The 19,333-nt window shown below is 39.7% G+C and carries 21 protein-coding genes; 9 read left to right on the forward strand and 12 right to left on the reverse strand.

The annotated features are described in order from the left end of the window. Positions 1-10: 10 nt before the first annotated feature. The 3 genes from QQK06_RS01350 to QQK06_RS01360 form a co-directional block, all read right to left on the reverse strand. The gene (locus QQK06_RS01350; RefSeq protein ID WP_284242732.1) at positions 11-1,141 is read right to left on the reverse strand and encodes an efflux RND transporter periplasmic adaptor subunit; all 1,131 of its coding nucleotides are present in this window, start codon (positions 1,139-1,141) and stop codon (positions 11-13) included. 73 nt (positions 1,142-1,214) lie between these two features. Further along, entirely contained in the window at positions 1,215-1,529 is a 315-nt protein-coding gene (locus tag QQK06_RS01355) for a DUF2946 domain-containing protein (protein WP_284242733.1), read from the reverse strand. 158 nt (positions 1,530-1,687) lie between these two features. Continuing rightward, positions 1,688-2,329, reverse strand: coding sequence for a GNAT family N-acetyltransferase (locus tag QQK06_RS01360; RefSeq protein ID WP_284242735.1), 642 nt, complete (start codon positions 2,327-2,329; stop codon positions 1,688-1,690). Positions 2,330-2,604: 275 nt separating this feature from the next. On the opposite strand from QQK06_RS01360, the gene QQK06_RS01365 reads away from it, so the two are divergent. Further along, entirely contained in the window at positions 2,605-3,405 is an 801-nt protein-coding gene (locus QQK06_RS01365; RefSeq protein ID WP_284242738.1) for a hypothetical protein, read from the forward strand. Positions 3,406-3,925: 520 nt separating this feature from the next. Here QQK06_RS01365 and QQK06_RS01370 read toward each other — a convergent pair. Continuing rightward, positions 3,926-4,318: a hypothetical protein gene (locus tag QQK06_RS01370; protein WP_284242739.1), complete on the reverse strand. Its 393-nt coding sequence runs from the start codon at positions 4,316-4,318 to the stop codon at positions 3,926-3,928. 181 nt (positions 4,319-4,499) lie between these two features. Continuing rightward, positions 4,500-5,570 carry a ketoacyl-ACP synthase III gene (locus QQK06_RS01375; protein ID WP_284242740.1) on the reverse strand — a complete coding sequence of 357 codons (1,071 nt, stop codon included), beginning with the start codon at positions 5,568-5,570 and terminating at the stop codon, positions 4,500-4,502. A 163-nt stretch (positions 5,571-5,733) separates the two neighbouring features. Between QQK06_RS01375 and QQK06_RS01380 the strand changes: the two genes are divergently transcribed. From QQK06_RS01380 to QQK06_RS01390, 3 genes are all read left to right on the forward strand, one after another. Next, positions 5,734-5,949: a dodecin gene (locus QQK06_RS01380; protein WP_284242742.1), complete on the forward strand. Its 216-nt coding sequence runs from the start codon at positions 5,734-5,736 to the stop codon at positions 5,947-5,949. 211 nt (positions 5,950-6,160) lie between these two features. Beyond that, positions 6,161-8,005, forward strand: a complete 1,845-nt coding sequence (locus tag QQK06_RS01385; protein ID WP_284242744.1) for a bifunctional acetyl-CoA hydrolase/transferase family protein/GNAT family N-acetyltransferase — start codon at positions 6,161-6,163, stop codon at positions 8,003-8,005. Between the two features lie 17 nt (positions 8,006-8,022). After that, the gene (locus tag QQK06_RS01390) at positions 8,023-8,946 is read left to right on the forward strand and encodes a histone deacetylase family protein (protein WP_284242746.1); all 924 of its coding nucleotides are present in this window, start codon (positions 8,023-8,025) and stop codon (positions 8,944-8,946) included. An 80-nt stretch (positions 8,947-9,026) separates the two neighbouring features. On the opposite strand, the gene QQK06_RS01395 is transcribed toward QQK06_RS01390, so the two are convergent. The 3 genes from QQK06_RS01395 to QQK06_RS01405 form a co-directional block, all read right to left on the reverse strand. Continuing rightward, positions 9,027-9,200 carry a DUF3545 family protein gene (locus QQK06_RS01395; RefSeq protein WP_284242748.1) on the reverse strand — a complete coding sequence of 58 codons (174 nt, stop codon included), beginning with the start codon at positions 9,198-9,200 and terminating at the stop codon, positions 9,027-9,029. A 119-nt stretch (positions 9,201-9,319) separates the two neighbouring features. Further along, the gene (locus QQK06_RS01400) at positions 9,320-10,156 is read right to left on the reverse strand and encodes an HDOD domain-containing protein (RefSeq protein WP_284242749.1); all 837 of its coding nucleotides are present in this window, start codon (positions 10,154-10,156) and stop codon (positions 9,320-9,322) included. Between the two features lie 89 nt (positions 10,157-10,245). Further along, positions 10,246-10,914, reverse strand: coding sequence for a glutathione S-transferase family protein (locus QQK06_RS01405; protein ID WP_284242751.1), 669 nt, complete (start codon positions 10,912-10,914; stop codon positions 10,246-10,248). A 123-nt stretch (positions 10,915-11,037) separates the two neighbouring features. Here QQK06_RS01405 and QQK06_RS01410 point away from each other — a divergent pair, with 123 nt between their 5' ends. Next, positions 11,038-11,589, forward strand: a complete 552-nt coding sequence (locus QQK06_RS01410) for a TetR/AcrR family transcriptional regulator (protein WP_284242752.1) — start codon at positions 11,038-11,040, stop codon at positions 11,587-11,589. On the opposite strand, the gene QQK06_RS01415 is transcribed toward QQK06_RS01410, so the two are convergent. Next, entirely contained in the window at positions 11,576-12,505 is a 930-nt protein-coding gene (locus QQK06_RS01415; protein WP_284242753.1) for a DUF808 domain-containing protein, read from the reverse strand. The two genes, QQK06_RS01410 and QQK06_RS01415, sit on opposite strands and share 14 nt — an antisense overlap. 145 nt (positions 12,506-12,650) lie before the next feature. Here QQK06_RS01415 and QQK06_RS01420 point away from each other — a divergent pair, with 145 nt between their 5' ends. Beyond that, positions 12,651-13,031: a GntR family transcriptional regulator gene (locus tag QQK06_RS01420; protein ID WP_284242754.1), complete on the forward strand. Its 381-nt coding sequence runs from the start codon at positions 12,651-12,653 to the stop codon at positions 13,029-13,031. Positions 13,032-13,041: 10 nt separating this feature from the next. Then, positions 13,042-13,905, forward strand: coding sequence for a hypothetical protein (locus QQK06_RS01425; protein ID WP_284242755.1), 864 nt, complete (start codon positions 13,042-13,044; stop codon positions 13,903-13,905). A 53-nt stretch (positions 13,906-13,958) separates the two neighbouring features. Here the strand turns inward: QQK06_RS01425 and efpL are convergent, their stop codons facing one another. Continuing rightward, positions 13,959-14,531, reverse strand: coding sequence for an elongation factor P-like protein EfpL (efpL, locus tag QQK06_RS01430; protein ID WP_284242756.1), 573 nt, complete (start codon positions 14,529-14,531; stop codon positions 13,959-13,961). A 61-nt stretch (positions 14,532-14,592) separates the two neighbouring features. Then, positions 14,593-15,522, reverse strand: coding sequence for a M14 family metallopeptidase (locus QQK06_RS01435; protein WP_284242758.1), 930 nt, complete (start codon positions 15,520-15,522; stop codon positions 14,593-14,595). A gap of 146 nt (positions 15,523-15,668) precedes the next feature. Here QQK06_RS01435 and QQK06_RS01440 point away from each other — a divergent pair, with 146 nt between their 5' ends. Then, positions 15,669-17,891 (forward strand): response regulator, encoded by a 2,223-nt coding sequence (locus tag QQK06_RS01440; protein WP_284242759.1) that lies wholly within the window; start codon positions 15,669-15,671, stop codon positions 17,889-17,891. 21 nt (positions 17,892-17,912) lie between these two features. On the opposite strand, the gene QQK06_RS01445 is transcribed toward QQK06_RS01440, so the two are convergent. Next, complete coding sequence (locus QQK06_RS01445; protein ID WP_284242760.1) at positions 17,913-18,086, reverse strand: hypothetical protein; 174 nt, start codon at positions 18,084-18,086, stop codon at positions 17,913-17,915. Between the two features lie 222 nt (positions 18,087-18,308). Between QQK06_RS01445 and QQK06_RS01450 the strand changes: the two genes are divergently transcribed. Continuing rightward, positions 18,309-19,208 (forward strand): LysR substrate-binding domain-containing protein, encoded by a 900-nt coding sequence (locus QQK06_RS01450; RefSeq protein ID WP_284242761.1) that lies wholly within the window; start codon positions 18,309-18,311, stop codon positions 19,206-19,208. Positions 19,209-19,333: the final 125 nt, after the last annotated feature.

Raw genomic sequence — 19,333 nt, forward strand, 5'->3', positions numbered from 1 at the left:
ATTTCCCTTGTTAGTGATTGTGGGTATCAAACCCGGCTTTTGCGATTTGCGCGGCAATAAAAAAAGCGCCTTCAATCACTACCCGACTATGCTCGGGAAAATTCAATACTTGACGATAGCCATTTAATTCTCGCCCTAACGAAACTTCCTGCATGCTAAATTGTTCTTCACCAAGCGCGATAAACACTGACCAGTCACCATGTTGATCTCTAACAAAGCTATTCTCTGGCAATGCGACAATAGGCATGTCGCTGGCAAGCTGAAAATTAACATCAACAAACATACCGGCATGCAGCTGATCATCAATATTTTCAACAGCGAGTCGTATACGGCGGGTACGGGTAACAGCATCGATAGTATGCGTTTGTTGAATCACTTTTGCCTGGTATTTTTGCTGTGCAAACGCTATCTCGGCTAACGTACCAACAGGAAAATTGTCTCGAGTATTCGCAGGTAAATTTGCTTCAACCCATAAGGTTTGTTCATTAGCAACGACCATGATAGCTTCACCGGCATCAACTCTTTGCCCGTCAATAAAATCATCGGCTAAAATGACACCATCACTTTGCGCGACTAAGGTGTATTGCCCCAGCTGTTCACTGGTTGCAAGTTCATTAACCGCTTGCTTTGTTAATCCTAGGGCAAGTAAACGGCCATAGGCCGCGTTAAAGGCTATCTCAGCGTTCACGAACACTTTTTCGCTGATCGCTTCTTTAGCCAGCCTGCTCACCCGTTGCCACTCACTTAATGCTATCCGATAATCGGCCTGAGCCTCGGCGATTGATGCACTAAACAAGGTGACTAACGCCTGACCATTAACAACATGATCACCTAAAATAGCATGGCGACGAACCACAACCGACTCAGTTCGAGGGGAAACAAGATAGCTGGCATAACCATTAACTTTGATCTCTCCGGGTGCATAGACAACATAGGGAAAAAGCGCAGGTTTTACTTTGGCTACTTTAATATTTGCCAGCTGCTGCTGTGTTTTGCTGAGCTGAATACTAACTTGATGGTCAATGGTGTTGTCATTAACCAAGTGGCTGTTATCAAAGCCACTGGCATCACTACCAAAAACAATAAAAAATACGGCAATAAGTGCGCGCCAAATGGCGACACCTGGAAATATAGTTTTCATAAAATACTCTTAATTTCATCATAAATTTCTTACTAACGCATAACGCGCGGTTAAATGTGCAAATATGATAAAATTAAGCAATTGGAGGGCGAATTAACTCTTCAATAAATTCTTTATTACTCACCGAACGATAAAGAAAACTGTTACTTGCCAACCCGTTAGCTGAAACCACATCGGATTTACTCAACACCCATTGAATATGGGCGCCATGACAGTGACCACAATGATGGCAATCTTGAACATCATGAATGCGGTCTGAAGACGCTTGTGCCATCAGCTTATCAAGTTGGTGAGAGTGCTCGGTTTGCATATGCTGAGCATCAATTTGATGGCTTTGCTTAGCAACTGAAACAACAGTAAATGATTGCAATACAATCACTATTGTCAATAACAGATACAAGCAAATTCGGGGCATATTTCTCATCTTGATATAAAATATTAATCAGCGGCATGCTATGCGTTAATAAGCTTAAAATCAAGCGTTAAACGAAAAACAGCCGCAGGTATCTGCGGCTGTTTTATCACAACTATTTACTATGCCGTGAGTTACTTGGCTCGATAATGTATCATCAACGAACCGGAAACATTGCCAACGGCAACTTCCTTAATAAATTGATAATCGACATCTTTAAAAAATTCTTTATATTTATCCGTTGTCGCATAAACAGCAACCCCTTCGCTATCTTGATACTCATCTAACAAAGTGTTCACTGCCGCCATTAAGTAATGACCAAAACCGTGATGCTGATGCAATGGATGAATCGCGATAAAAGATAACATATGAAACTTTTTCATCGGGACTTCAGACAATACTTTTTCTTCTTTTTCTATCATCTGTTTAGTGCTGAAATAACCGGCTCCCAATAGCATTTTCAAACGCCAATGCCAAAACCTATCAGCGGTCACACCTCCTTGGCGACTGTTTAAACACGCGACACCAACCATAGTCTCCTTTAAATATAACCCGACCATAGGTTGTTTCGCTTGCCAAAACGCATTAAGTTCCTCTCGTATCGCAGAGCGTAAACGCTGTTCATAGTCACTTTTATCCCCGTTAAAAATCTCTAAAAACACCGGATCATCATGATATGCCTGATACAATAACGACACCGCTAACTTTAAATCTTCCGCCGTTAAATAAGCGGCTCTGATATCATCTTTTGTTGCACTCGTGACTGCTTGAGACATTGGCGCTCCTCATATTGATTTATTATTATTTTCTTCAACCATACCAGTAAAATTGAAAAAAGGTCAAATAATACCCATGTGAACGTTTTGTGAATTTTTATCCTGTCACCATGAAAATTAAACAAGTAACTAACTTTACGGAACCAATTCACTAACTATTCATCTTATATAAACAACTATAAACGACATATTTTTTAACGAATAATTTTTGACTCAGTGCCCATGGATTTGCACAATAAAGAAGGGTTAGATTTTCAGCGAGTAAAGAGACCAAAGTGACAAGTGCGATTAAGCTTTTATTAACAACAACTTCCATCTTAATGTTCACCAGCTTTCAATTATTGGCGGATGGCTTAAGTGATTTAAAAGCAGCCTTAGGGTCATTACAAGGCAACAGCCCTATTTCAGCGACTGTCGAGTCGTCATTTACCCAAAAACGCGGCAAACCGAAAAAGCTAAAGACGAACACCGGCCTTATTCAGGTAGATTTAACAGATGACCATCATGGTCTTCAGCTAACATTTAACGATGCCGTCATCACTAAGCTGGAAGATGAATCTAAACAAAAAGAACTAGACGAAGAAGCGAACACCCCAACCCTCAACGCGGTTGATAACGTTGGCGTAGCGGAAATGAAACGTATGTTATCCGCGGCACCAAGTTTACTGCGTTTTATCAATAAAGCGACATTCATTAACGAAGAAACCATCAATTATCAGCAGCAACAGCTAAGGCAACTCAATTTTCAACTGCCGCTAGAAGCCATTATTGAAAACAAAGATATCCATGAATATGTTGATGAATTTACCGGTAGTTATCAGGTGATCATCAACAGCAACGGCATTCCATTGGAAACTAAATTAGAATTTCAGGGCAGCGGCAGCGCTTATATCTTTTTTACCATGGAGCTTTCTCAATCAAATCAAAACAACTTTAAACTGATTGATGACAGGTTAGTCAATGTAAAAAAAATCTATCAATTTAATCGAAGCTCTACTTGGGGAAAAACCCACTCAAATGGTTACACCATACTGGTTGTTAATCCGAATAAATTCACTGTCGCCGCCACTAATTAACCTTAACGAGCTCCGTCAGGTTTAAATCTGACAATCTTTTTCTTTAAAGCGTTAAACTCATTTAACACTAGTTCAGGTTCAGTATTGTCGATGGAGTGACCACTTTTAGTCGTAATAACTAATTTACCCTACGGAAAAGCATTGACCCAATTTCTATACCATTGGGCTTTTTTAGCCCGACCTTCGTCAGTAAAAAATATGTGCGGTGTTGACATATATTTCTTAGAACTTCCAAGTCGATACTTCGCATAATATCGTTATCTGTTTCAGTATTTGGTTCAATCAATAAAATTCCTGCTACACATTCAGGATATATTGCAGAGAACATACGCGTAATGAACGCCCCATAAGAATTGAAACGATAACGACAGGTTTATTTATCTGCATCTTATTAAGAAATAGGTTTAAATGCTCTGAATACTCTTCGGCACTAAATTGTCTTTTCACTTGTCTAGGAGATTCATTGCCAACGCGGGTATAACGAATCGTTCGGCCAATCTAAGCAAAGTCATCAAAAATGCTATCCCAACGACTTAGCCCTCAAGCCTTTAAACACAGTACGCAAAGCAATAAAGAGACAAATAAAATGAATAGAAACAACAACATAAAAACCGACAGGTTCTGTTTTCAGATAATATACATCATCATTTTTAAAATGAATTAAGCCATATTTATATGCATTAATTAATTGCCATGAAAAAAAAGGAATACAAAGAAACATTAAAAATATTTTAATGTAAGCATTATCTTTTTTATTAAGCTTTTGAGGCTCAGGCTCCTTGTTAGGATTTTTTTCTCGCTTTCTTATTTCATTTATTAGTAAATCGTATCGTTCTGGATAACACTCTTTATCAATGTTACGTTTAACTTCATACAACTCTGCCAGAGTATATTTGGTATAATCAGGGTTCATTCACCGTATCCGTTGTCGTACTTAACACCAAGTTGCATCTCTGAAGTTTGATAATAATTCAGTTTTCAACTTAAAGCCCCACCATATTGGCAGCTAAAAATTTAATATTGTCAGTCAGAAATGGCTTGCTTCTGATAAGGACTAGTGATCCTAGCCCTACTCTATTTTTACATGACTTAGCTTAGGCTCGCTTCTTACAAGCAATAATGTCATTAACCAGCATTAACCCGGTTTTATTGCATTCAGGCAGTTCGACATTCGCTTGAGCAATTGCTTGCGTTCTATCACCAAATTTCACTAAGTGAGCACTCCAGGTTAATCCGCCACCAAAAGCTGGTAATAAAATATGGTTATGAGCACTGACCCGTCCCTGTTCAATTGCTTCAACAAATGCGACCAATGCCGTTGCCGCCGACATATTGCCGTATTTTTCAATATTGATAAATACCTTTTCCTTGGGCAAATTTAGCTTTTTCGCCAATGAATCAATAATACGTAAATTAGCCTGATGCGGTACAATCAGGTCGATGTCTTGCGCTGAAAAATTCAGTTTATCCAAGGTTTTCAAGCTACCTTGAGCCATACCCGCAACCGCTTTTTTAAAAATTTCCTGACCTAAAAATGCCCAGCTCGCCTGACCTAACACCCGCTGCTGATTCGCATACTTCATGCCCCAGCCTTGAACCGCCAGAATTTCACGTGACTCACCAAAACAACCTAAAGATTCCGCCAATACGCCTGCTGGCTCTGATGATGCCTCTAGATATAACGCTGCTGCGCCATCACCAAATAACACAGCGACATCGCGATTTTGCCAATCCATAATCGGCGAGATCACTTCGGCTCCTATCACTAAGGCAGATTTCACCACACCACTTTTAATCATCGCCGTCGCTGTCGTTAAACTGTACATGCCACTGGTACAAGCCGTGTTAACGTCCATACAGGCAGCATTATCTGCCCCCAATAGCCGCTGCACATTAGAAGCGGCATTCGGACATAGTTCATCAAAAGTGGTGCTGCCAAAAACAATCAGATCAACATCTTGCGCGGTTTTTCCTGCAGCAGCTAACGCACGCTCACAGGCAACATACGCTAATTCACTCACATTAACATGGGAAATACGCCGCTCTTTCATTCCGGTACGAGTGGAGATCCACTCATCATTTGTCTCTAAAAATGTCGCTAAATCATCATTGGATAATATCGCTGGAGGTAAACATTTTCCCCAACCGGTAATTGCTGCAAACATCGAAGCCACCTAAAAATATATGAATTACTAAACCTTTTGGTTCAAGTTAGTTGAACTCAGCATAAAGCGCGAGCTGACGAAAGTCTAGCACCTGTTTAAAACTACTGTTTGATTTTATTTGTTCTATAGTGAAAGAACAAAAGAAAACATAAGGAATACAAAGATGTCAGATCATCACACTTATAAAAAAATAGAAATGGTAGGTTCGTCGAAAAATAGTATCGAAGATGCCATTCACAATGCATTGGCAGAATGTAATAAAAGCGTGCGTAATATGGACTGGTTTGAAGTCATCGAAACTCGTGGCCATATTGTTGACGGCAAAGTTGGTCATTTTCAAGTAACACTAAAAATCGGTTTTAGACTGGACAATAGTTAGGATCTGTTAACCTTAGCTTTTACTGCAAATATATGCGCAATATTCAACAAGCTCTATTAGCATAAGCTATTCAGTTTTAGCTTATGCCACCTTTGACTTTCTAATGTAATATCAATAATCAAAGTTGTGCTATATCAAAGTATTACTGCTACTATTTCACTTATGATATTAACTCCCTGTTATTGAGCTTACCGCTAAGAATATTTTAATTATGTCACTCACAGATAGAGATGGTACCCCCGTTCACTGGAACGATTATTTAAAATCTGGAAATCGTATTTTTATCGGTTCAAATGCTGCAGTCCCTAATGCCTTGATACAGGATTTAATCGACAACAGCAGCCAATTACACGATATTGAGACTGTCCATATCTTAACGTTTTCCGATAATGTTTGGGCAGAGCCGCGCCATAAAGAATTATTTAAGGTTAACTCCTTATTTATCGGTGGCAAAAACGTGCGAGAAGCCGTTGCGGCAGGGAGAGCAGACTATACACCATGTTTTATCTCTGAAATTCCAACACTGTTTAGAGAAAATATTTTGCCACTCGATGCTGCGCTGATCATGGTCAGTCCTCCAGATAAATACGGTTATTGTTCTCTAGGAGTCAGTGTTGATGTTGTCGCCTCGGCAGTTAAATCTGCTAAATATGTCATCGCTCAAATTAACCCTAACATGCCAAGTACAAATGGCCATAGCTTTGTCCATGTCAATCAAATCCACGCTTGGCTTAAACAAAGCCAAGCTTTACCAGAAATTCCAGAGCCTGAGCTAGATCCAGTTTCCGAGCGCATTGGTCAATACGCTGCCCTGTTGGTCGAAGATGGAGCCACCATTCAAATCGGTATAGGTAAGATTCCGGCAGCAGTATTGCGGTATCTCGCTCACCATAAAGATCTTGGTATTCACAGTGAAATGATCTCTGACGGCATTATCGATTTAATGCACAGTGGAGTGATCAATAACCGTCGTAAAACCTTTCATAAAGGTAAAACTGTGGTTTCTTTTTGCATTGGCACTCAAAGACTCTATGATTTTGTTGATAAAAATCAACATGTTGAATTTTATCCCTCAGAGCATATTAACTCACCGGTAAATATTGCGAAAAACGATAACATGGTATCAATCAACAGCGCGATAGAGGTCGACTTAACCGGGCAAGTAGTGTCAGATTCTATCGGTTATCAATTTTATAGCGGTATCGGCGGCCAGGTTGATTTTATTCGTGGTGCCTGGCTGAGCAAAGGTGGTAAACCTGTAATTGCCTTGCCATCAACCACCAAAGACGGCAAGATTTCTCGAATTGTTGCTCATATTACTGAAGGGGGTGGCGTCGTGACTTCTCGTGGTCATGTTGCCTATGTGGTCACTGAGTACGGTGTTGCTAACCTGATAGGAAAAAGTATTCGCGAACGTGCGTTAGAGCTGATCCGCATCGCCCACCCTAAATTTCGCGAACAATTATTAACAGATGTGCGAAAAAATTACTGGGTGCCTGAGTATCAGGATAATACCCCAACCTCAGTGCCTGAACTTGGCACGATTGAGCTAAAAACATACACCTTTAAAGGCGACCCCTTTATTTTACGTCCTCTTGGCCCAGCTGATGAACGCAAATTACAAGAATTCTTTTACTCCCATACGAAAGAAACGTTGATCATGCGCTACAACCATCACGCGACTCAAATGACCCGGGAAAAGTCCTGTAATTTAGTCAGTGTTAATCAACATAAAGATCTTGCCTTATGTTTCACTCAACGCGATCATTTAGGCGAAGTAATACAGGCGGTCGGCCGCTATTATTTTATTGAAGCAACCAATTGTGCGGAAGTTGCATTTGTCATCAGGGAAACACAGCGCAGTAAAGGCATGGCAACCACACTGTTATTACAGATAATCAAAATTGCCCGTAAACGCAATTTAAGCAAACTCATTGCCTGTGTCAGGCGTGATAATGCCCCGATGTTAAAAGTTTTTGAAAATGCAGGCTTTATTCGCGGTTACTCTGACGACTTTGACGAAGTCTCGTTAAGCCTGACATTAACAAAGCAATAAACAATCAAGGATAAAACATGACCGTAGGTGTGATCAGTCATTATCGCTGTAGTGAACATAACATGGGCGAATTTCACCCGGAATCCCCTGCTCGACTAGATGCTATACAAGACCAGTTAATCCGTAGCGGTCTGGAATATGTTGTCAGACAAATCGACGCCACGCCATTAGAGCGAAAGTACTTATCGTTAGCCCATAGTGAAGACTATATTCAATATATTTTTGATAATGCCCCAAACGATGGTCTGTTTCAGTTAGACAGTGATACTGCAATGAACAGTAAAAGCTTAAGCGCAGCGCTTTATTCCGCTGGTGCAGCGAAAGATGCGGTTGATAAAGTGATGTCAGAAGAGTTATCCGCGGCTTATTGCTTAACCCGTCCTCCCGGTCATCACGCAGAACGCGATAAAGCCATGGGCTTTTGTATTTTTAATAATATCGCCATCGCATCGGAATATGCTAAAAAGCACTATGGCCTAACTCGGGTTGCTATTATCGATTTTGATGTTCACCATGGCAATGGCACCGAAAATATTATTAAAGATAAAAACGGTACCTTGTTTTGCTCATCGTATCAGTACCCGTTTTACCCGTTTGATGTGCAGGAAAGTGATCAGCCACCAATCATTAATACTCCGTTAGCGGCAACGACTAAAGGCGCTGAGTATCGCCAGATAATCGCAGAAAAATGGCTCCCGCAGTTGCATCAGTTTCAGCCTCAAATGATTTTTATCTCCGCAGGATTCGATGCTCATATCGAAGACGAAATGTCCCAGGTGAGCTTAACAGAAGACGATTATCGCTGGATAACCGATGAAATTAAAATCATTGCCGATAAATATGCGCAAGGCCGTATTGTCTCAGTACTCGAAGGGGGATACGCCCTGGGCGCACTTGGACGTTGTTCGGTTGCCCATATTAACGGCTTAATCGGCAATTAGTACCTTCAAAGTCAATACACTATTTTGCGTATCATGCAGAGCATTAGGCAAAATAGTGATATAGCTTGTTTATCAAAGACTTAATAAGAATATAAATCGTACTGAGCAAGCTCTCTGCGTAATCGGCGCTGCTCTTTAATCGATTCGATTTCCCGCCACTTACGTTTACGAGTTTTACTCTTAGTCATACTTTTTTGCTCAAGGTACTCTGTGTCATCCTGAAAGTATTGGTCAAATATTTCTTTGCTAGCCATTGTCGTTCTCCATCAATTAGCACTAGCTGAAAATTTAAAGCGTTTAAATGACCCTTTTTTTACGTTAATGTGACAATTTAATGTCAAGCACTTAAAAACGTATTGAGCTAAGCTCAACGTTAAATTACGTTGAGCGCTGACATTATCGCCATACCTTCGACGTTACAAAACTCCAACGCCTGTTCAATATCATCCGAACTAAGCGATAAATCTTCTAACAAATGTTGCCCTAAAAAAGTCTTTTTAGAATACATCCCCGGATGCGAGTTAATTAAAGCTAACCGGGTAGTTATAAATAATAACGAGGCTTTCGGATCTAATTCTTCAGTATAGGCATTAGGGTATTGACGGATCGGATCAATAATAGAATCAGGGATATTCCACAACGCCAGCAGCTCGGCACTGCATTCAGAAAAAGTAAAACCAAACGCGGATATTTGTCTTTCCCACGGTGTTTCCTCTGTATTATAGCCTTCACAGAACTTCACTTTTTTCGGTTCACTATGCACTATTGCTAATTCACCAATGTTATGTAACAAACCAGATAAAAATAGCCCTTCGTTCTGGCCGAACCCCGCTTTTTTTGCCAAAAACTTAGTCAATAACGCGCAATCAACACTGATCTCCCAAAATCTATCCATGTCAGCAATATGCGGATCTAATCCTGAAAATGCTGCGGTTACGCCATAGGTATTGATCAGGTTTTCCACTTCCCTAAGCCCTAAGATCATTAACGCTTTATCAATCGAATCTATTTTTCTAGGAAAGTTAAACAAGGCACTGTTAGCTATTTTTAATAAATTAGAGGCTAATGCAGGTTCTAGGGAAACTAACTTAGCGATATCTTCTAAGCTAGCCGTATCATTATCAAGTAATTCTTTGAGTCTGACATAAACGTCAGGAAGTACACATAATTGCTGCGCGCTCTCAGCATATTCTCTTGCAGTTTTACTCATTTTTCACTATTCCTTAGAAAACTTTGGTGTATTGATAAAAGTCTTACTAATAAAAATAACACCAAAGTCCTAGAATAGGTAGCCAGAGATCACGACTTAATGGTTAACACCTTTTGACAACTCGCACGAATCATTAACTGTTGAAAATATTTTTCCACCTCAGGCACCTTATCTAACAAGCTAAAGCCCTCTGGTAAACCAGATAAATAATGCAACATAGGGGCAAGTAGCGCATCAGCCAAACCAAAGAAATCACTATTTAAACATTCTCCGTTAATGAGCTCATTTTCAATAACTTTTAATGCATATAGCACCTGAGGTTGGGCGGCTTTAACCACATCTAAACGCACTTCGCCACTTTCCCCTTTAGGAAAGGCAAACTCCAACACATAATCTCGTATAATTGCCTTATCGAGGTAAATACTGGCAATCGCGCAAAAGCTATCAATTTTGGCTTGCTGCACAATTGAGTAACGTTGTGGATAGTCAGGAACGAAAGTCGACAGTAAATAGCGACCTATGCTTGCCGTTTCAGCTAAAACCAGCTCATTGTGTTTTAATATCGGTAACTTTCCATAAGGATGTAAGGCTAAGTATTGTTCGCTTTTAAATTCTATCGCTTGATCATCCAGCTCAAATCCAAGACTATAGTCAATCTGATGCTCCTCACAAAGCAACAACAGCGTTCTGACAAAACTAGAAAAACCCGGCCCATAAATTTGTACTTTTGCTTGATTAACACCAATTGTATTCATCATTTTTCCTTTTTGTTAATAACAATGTCACTGCTAACATTAAGTTAATTCAAAATATGTTCAAGAACATATTTTGAATTTATGAAATAATACTATTTACAGTTAACAAGCCTTAAGGAACCTATTATGGCATGGCATAAGCAACACAAAACACAAACAAAAGATCGCATACTAACCAGCGCTGCTGAACTGTTTACTCGCTATGGCTTTGAAAATGTTTCCATTAATCAAGTTATGACAAAAGCTCAACTGACCCGAGGCGCTTTTTATGCCCATTTTGATTCAAAAAGTGATTTGCATGCACAAGCGCTGGTAAAGGCAGCAATGTTAGCAAAAGAACAGAATACCAGCTTGTCACCACAGTGTTTAACAACCGTCATGCAAAATTACTTAAGTAAGGCTCATAGAGATCAGCAGATACAACACTTATGTCCGTTAGCTTTCTTAGCGGCTGATATCAATCAACAAGACCCCCAAGTTAAAACAACTTACACTCAGATATTCAAAGGGTTTATTGACAATACCAACCAATTCACGCAAGACGAACAAACCGCATTGCAAACATCGATATTAATGATCGGTGGTCTAGCGTTAGCTAACGCATTAAATGATACAAATTTAAGTGATAGCGTACTCAATGCCTGCCAAAAGGCCATCATCAAGCTTACTGAGCTTTAATGCGCTTAATAACATTCAACAACAGTAATACTAAAACGCCAGCAATGATACCTACTAAAGCATCAAATAATATCGGCACGGCAATTTGGGCAAAGCTACCAATTAAACTATGACTAGATTGCACCGCTACTTCGGCCATATGATGCAACCAGCTAAAGTTATGAACTAATAGTCCACCACCGACTAAAAACATGGCGACGGTACCGACAACGGCTAACAGCTTCATTAATGCTGGTGCAGAAATTAATAACGTTCGGCCACTTGCTCGTTGCAAAGCATTAAAACGACCCGAAACAGATTGACGCAACAGATAAAGTCCAAGATCGTCTAATTTAACAATGGCAGCAACAAAGCCATAAACGCCAACAGTAAAGGCGATAGCCAAACTAGAGAGCACCATGACCTGGGTTTCAAAGGCTGCTGATTTCACAGAACCAAGCACTATCACCACAATTTCAGCAGAAAGAATAAAATCCGTACGGATCGCTCCTTTGATTTTTTGCCGTTCCAGCGCGACCAAATCGACATTAGGATCTGCTAACAGCCGAAGCTTTTGTTGATGTGCCTGGCTATTGTCATGATGAATAAACTTCTCTGCGATTTTTTCCGCGCCTTCAAAACACAAAAATAAGCCACCAATGATCATTAATACCGTGATCAAAGGCAGATAAACGGCACTCAGTAATAACGCTGCTGGCACTAAAATGACTTTATTTAGCAATGAGCCTTTCGCCACGGCCCATACAACAGGTAACTCACGCTCAGCTTTTACACCAGCCACCTGCTCGGCATTCAGCGCCAAATCATCACCCAGCACTCCCGCCGTTTTCTTCGCCGCCACTTTAGACAAAATGGCAACATCATCCAGCACAGTGGCAATATCATCAATTAGCGCTAATAAACTCGAACCTGCCAAAACATCTCCTAAATAAAGCCTGTTATTTAAGTCACTTATACCACTAATTGAATAAATGGCCCAATGTCTTTTACATTTGTTGTTGAAAATCCAATTAACCACATGTACCATTATTACACAGGGCACATATGGAGCAACTATATTTATGGAAGTAACAATTGATATTGACGATCCGATGCCGCTGTTTACTCAGTTAGTAGAGCAGATCAAACAAGCAGTGTTAGAGGAGCAGTTAGCACCGGGAGATCCTTTGCCATCTATCAGGCAACTGGCAAATGATTTGGAAATTAACAGTAAAACAGTGGCAAAAGCTTATCGTCTGCTGGAAAGAGATTCGATTATTCAAGCAAAAGGCTATCGGGGCACTTTTGTTCACCCAGAGGCGAAACAGCATTGTGATTTTGATTTAAACCTTTGGTTAACGGAACAGTTAACTGAGGTCATTACTTTGGTCAAAGCCAAGGGCGCGACTGATTCAGAGATCAGAATAGCATTTAACCAAGTAATGAATAACTATAAAAATTAAGGAGAATAGCATGGCAATTAGTATCATTATATTCGCAGTATTTATCAGCCAAATTTGGTTGTTATCTTATTATTACCCCAAACAGGTGACGAGTCGGATAAGCTATGTTTTAGAACACTATACACCACAAGAATACCCAAAACTTTACCCTGAACCACCTGAAAAAATACTAAAAATAAAAGCGACTTATTTACGACTTAATTATCTTGGTATTTTGATAGGATTAATTATTGTCAGCTATTTTGGTTTTATCGTAGAAGACTTTAATAACCATTTAAATGTACTCGATGATATCCCCTTACTTTATGGCATGCTGCAATACACACCAGTGATATACCTTGAGTTACGTGGTCGTCAGCAATTAAAATTGATGCGCAAGCTCAACAAAATAACCAATCGTAGCGCAGAGTTACAGCCTCGTCGGCTATTTAATTATATTGAAAAGAAATACCTAGTATTCGCCGTTAGCGTTTATCTGATTTTTGTAATATTTACACTAATCACTAGCCAGTTCACGTTTAACGCCGAACTCGGAATTAAATTAGTCACGGTCACTGGTATCAACATTTTATTCATTATGCTCGGCGCTCAAAACCTTTACGGTAAAAAACGTGATCCACTGCAAAACCATGAAGACAGAGAAAAACAAATACAATTTACCCTGCAATCATTTGTCTTTATCAGTATATTCATGACCATTTACATAATGGCACATAGCTGGCTGAATCAGCATCAGCTCAATTATGTTGAGATCATAGTGAACAGTCTGTACTTTCAAGTAATTGCGATCTACTCCTTAGGGCTTTTAATTAAACGCTTTAATATCAAAAATGTAAATTTTGATGCCTATCGGGAAAATCACAACGCCGCATAAACAAAAAGGGGATGCTATTAATAGCATCCCCTTTAAATAAAACGCGAGAACAACTATTTATCCGCGCGTCCCATAAATTTCTTTTCTTCGGTATTAACTTTCACTTTATCACCGGTTGAAATATGCTCAGGTACCTGAATGATCACGCCTGTTGAAAGTGTTGCAGGCTTAGTGCGTGACGTTGCCGAAGCCCCTTTAATTGACGGGTCAGTTTCTATCACTTCCAGCTCTACACTGGCTGGTAAATCAATCGCGACCGGCGCACCATCAACAATGACAACATGTAAACCTTGTGTTTCTTCATTGATAAACAACACTTCATCGGCAATATTATCTTTATTGAGGTTATACGGGGTGTAATCTTCATTATCCATAAAGACATATTCATCACCATCAATATATGAAAACATCGCGGCACGACGTACTAAATCCGCCAGATTTAGCATTTCAACGTCTTTAAAGGTTTCATCAACTTTACCGCCAGTGACCACATCGTACATCCGCATACGATATAAACTACCGCCCGCTCGGCCTTGTGGCACCGAACGCTCAATATCTTTCACTATCATTACGCGACCATTATGTTCAATCGCTGCATTCTTCTTTATTTCACTCGCCTTTGGCATAAATCTGTTCCTAAAATAAAAAGTTAAGGCAAAATACCATGTAAATTGAGTTAATCAAGCTCTAAAGTTTATTTCGCTGCGCTAATAAATAATCAAGCCCACCGGTGATCACAGCAACTTGTGCTAAATTACAGTTTTCATCATCGACTTTAGGACTATCTGGGTACACTTCGGTTGTCGTTACATATTCAGCATCGCTAAAGCCCATACAGAGCCCTAATTGGCGTGCAGCATAATTTATCACTCCCGGTTGCACAACCGGCTCACCAATTAATCGCCCTTGTTCATCAGCTGGCGCAATATGAGTCACTTGCTCAACCGATTTAATGATCGCCGTTTGAAAATCATCCTGAGGTTTAACACTGTTTGCGACTAAATAAAAACCGTCAGGGATATTCCAATTGTCATGTACGGTTGCATCACGAGCAGCGAGTGCTGGTCTAAATTCACTGTTATCACTATCTGTGGTTTCATGCAGGTCAAAGTGGACATCAATTGTTAGCGCTAGTGAGTGAATAAGCTCCATCACCGCTGCGGCCTCTTCCGCCGGACTGTCTGAATAGAATGAACGATTAGGGTCAATCGCTTTGGGATTCCAACGATTGATGGTTTCATAACCCCATGGGCTGACACAAGGACAAGCAATAATATTAAAATCATTAACATAGGCTTGGGCCTGTGTTTGCATAAACAACAAAGCCCCTTGCACGCCGCTAGTTTCATAGCCGTGAACACCACCGGTAATTAGTACCGTTGGTTTTTTCGGGTCCAGTTGCTTACTATGTAACGCCAATAACGGATAACGAGCTGGATCAATTGACAAAGCACCATACTGCTTAAGCACAAATTTGTCCGATAAGGCATTAATTTTACTGACAACTTCTTGTTGATATGAGCGTTTTACCTGTTGACGTTCAAACCATAATGCTTTTTCTTGCTCGCCCCATTTCTGACCTGGAACACCGATTGGATACACTTGTTGCTGAGTCATGCATTTTCCTAAAAATGATTATTGATATGCCGATTTTATCGAGCGCATTTATCTTTTTATTGTAAAACTAAAGTTGCTAGTTTGTTAAGTCATTACTAAGCTTTACTGTGAATAAGCAATGATGCTGAAAATGGATTTTACAATGAATGTTTACCATCAATAGCTCATATTTTTTATTGGGTAGCCAAGGATTATTAGCCTTTATTTTAACTTACATTTTTTGGCTAAATCACCTCAAAACCAAAGGCAGTATAGCGCTGCTTGGCTTTGGGTTGTGCCTGTTAATTTATGCCGTAGTGATTACAACAACATTAACCGATATAAAAATTGCGGTGCTCGGCGCGACACTTGTCAGTGCTTTTGCCCTGCTCTGTTTACAGCTGAGCTTAAGCCAATTAATCAAAATGAAAACGTTCCCGACGCTTTTTTACTGTTATGCCCTAATAACAGCCTTAGCGCTGATAAACTACGCGAGTGCAGAGAACACCTTATTTATGATTGCCATAGCGCTATTGCTAGCCGTCAGCTATATTACCTTGCTTTTTTTACTCAATCATCAGCTAAAAGCATTTTATCCAAAGCATGTTATTTTTATTACTTTAGCCACCATTTTCTATGCGTTAGCTCAGATTCGTATCATCACAATAGCGCTATTAGTACCTGCTACTCCGGCGATAATCGATAACACATTGCTGATAGCAACCAATATAGCAATCTGCGCAGGCATCGCGGTTATTTTTGGCATTATTACCCTGACAGCAAAAGCCAAAGAACAATATTTAAAAGCGTTTTCACAAGGTAAAAGCGAATTTATCACCAATGTCAGTCATGAGGTACGCACACCAATGAATGGCATCTTAGGCATGCTAAGCCTACTAGAGCAATCACAACTAACTGCTCAGCAGCAACACAAAGTTTCTATTGCTAAAAATAGTGCTTATTCGTTGTTAGCGGTAATAAATGAAGTATTAGATTTATCAAAAATTGAATCCGGCACACTCGAGCCGGAAATAGTTACTGTCGATATCAAGCAACTGATAGAAGAAACAGCAGAAACTTTTGCCCTACAATGCCATCTTAAAGAAGTTGAATTAATCGTCGATTGCACAAAAATTACCGAACAATTCATCATGACCGACCCGTCAAAAGTCACGCAAATTATTTCTAACCTATTGAGCAATGCAGTAAAGTTTACTGATAAAGGGGAAATAATTTTACACGTAGCTCTGACTCAAATTGACCAAGAAAGTTTTCTTTTAGAAGGTTCTGTCACCGATACTGGCATAGGTATAGCCCCAGAAAAACTGTTATTGTTATTACAAGAACACCCCGCTAAGCGCCATGCCCGTCAGCATCACTATAGTGCTAACGCATTAGGACTCAAGCTCACTAAAACATTATGTTCATTACTTGAGGGGACATTATCAGCCAGTTCACAACCAGAGCATGGCAGTTGTTTTAATTTTACGATAAAGGTGGCAACAACAGAACAACCCGCCTTAAGTGGAAATAATCATGATTTAACCGCCCACACCATATTGATTGCTGATAATAATAAAACATCAGCAAACTTATTGAATGACACACTCGCTAAACTCGGTGCAAATGTCGTTATTACTTCAACTGAGCAAGAAACCATTAATACCCTAAAATTACGACAAGATACCCCCTTTGATTTTGCTTTTGTTAGTGAAAAACTATTTAGTCGTGATTTAAATGATTTCATGCAAAATATCAAAGATATTAATAATATCAACAATGTGAAATTTGTTTTAATGGCCTATCTTGATTGCTCTTATGATAAAAACACGCTGCTCATATCTAATTTTAAACAGCTGATCTATAAACCTCTCCTCAGTTCTTCACTCAATGTGATACTCGATAGACTGATATATAGTCAAGACCGTCAGCCATCGGCTAATCATGGGATATTAAAAAATGAGCAAGGGGCGAGTAAACTACTACCAGGAAAAACAGTGCTAGTGGTTGAAGATAACAAGATCAATCAGATGGTAGTACTCGGGGTGTTAAAACAACTAAAAACTCGTATCCTTATCGCTAATAATGGCCATGAAGCAATAAAAATTCTCAAGAAAAAAGGCCATCAAATTGATCTGGTTTTAATGGACTGCTTAATGCCGGAAATGGATGGTTACCAAGCGACTCAGCTTATTCGAAATGGTGAGGCTGGTGAACAAAACAGTAACATAGTTATTATTGCGCTAACCGCTAGTGCAATGGAGAACGAAAAAGCTAAGTGTCTTGCGTTAGGCATGAATGAGGTGCTCACTAAACCGATCAATTCAGACATATTAACGGCAACGATGAACTTTTGGTTAACGCCGAAAGAAAAGAGATATTGCCATTAGCCATTCATTATTAACTAAGCACTAATCATTATCTTCTTGCTCATCGCTAACTATATCAGGTGTTACCGCATCCACCACCTCAACTGTTCCCTCAACAACAGCTGCAGCAACACCTACGGTCGCGGTTACAACAGCGCAGCCATTAACAAAGAGCAAACCCAATACACTCACTACTCGAATCATCGCCAACAACATCTTCCTCCCATTACAAATTTACCGCTCAACACTAGAGCATGTTTATCTTGAACAAAATGCAAACTGCAAAGTTCAACACGCTCTAGGCTATTGTGACACAGCCCGCAAATAAAATCCCCCGCAGGCTATATCCGCCCGCCCATTTAAGGGTTAATATTATTCACCTATTTAACAAAATAGTTTACAGTAAGGCTTGGTTATGATTTCTGGATAATACTATTGATGGCTAAAAAACGTCCTCCACTTCACTTGCTCAGTATATTTGAAGCATCAGCTCGTTTAGAGAGCTTTAAGTTAGCGAGCCAGGAACTTTTTATTACCCCATCCGCGGTTAGTCATCAGATAAAATCATTGGAAGAGTTTGTTGGCTTCCCATTATTTGTTCGAAAAAGTCGTGGAGTTCAACTGAATAGCGCAGGTAAATTATACCTAAGCTATGTTCAGCAATGTTTTGAATTACTTGAAAAAGGCACAAAAGCTATCGAACGGAAATTTGCGAAACCACACCTAAAAATATCAACATTTTCAACTATGGCAACTAATGTGATCTTGCCGCAGTTAGGGTTATTCCAAAACGCTCACCCTGATATCGGTATCCGTATTGAAACCGGCATCAATATCACAGATTTTCGCTATGAAGACTTTGATTTGGCGATTAGAATCGGCCATGGAGACTGGTCAAATGTTGAGGTAAGAAAACTATTTGATATTGATATTGCAGCGCTATGCTCGCCTGAATTTGCTCAAAAATACCAGCTAACATCGATGGAACAAATAAATGAAGTCCCATTAATCGACTTAACGTCTATGGATAATATTTGGCAAATGTGGGCTGATGCTACTGGTATAAAAGCCAATAACTTTAATCACAACCTAACCTTTAATAACTACGAAGCATCATTAGGTGCAGCAGAGCAAGGTTTAGGGCTTTGTCTCGCATTAATGCCTATTGAAAGTTCATTGGTGAAAAGAAGGTTATTAATTAACCCTTTTGGTACAAAAATATCGTTCGGCCGTGCACTTTACGCCGTGTATCGTCACGAAGACAAAGAGCGTCATGATATTCAGTGTTTTCTAAATTGGCTAGTGAAATCTCCTAACCTGTTAACTATAGATGAATAGCATTCACCTATACGGTGAATATTATCCTTTTGAATCCAGCAACTAAGCCGACTACCATATCGACATCAACAGTTAGCGCAATTTAAAGGATAAGATCATGTTCTCAACCAGCATTTTAACTGTCT

It is taken from the genome of Thalassotalea insulae, assembly GCF_030161395.1.
Lineage (GTDB): Bacteria > Pseudomonadota > Gammaproteobacteria > Enterobacterales > Alteromonadaceae > Thalassotalea_E > Thalassotalea_E insulae.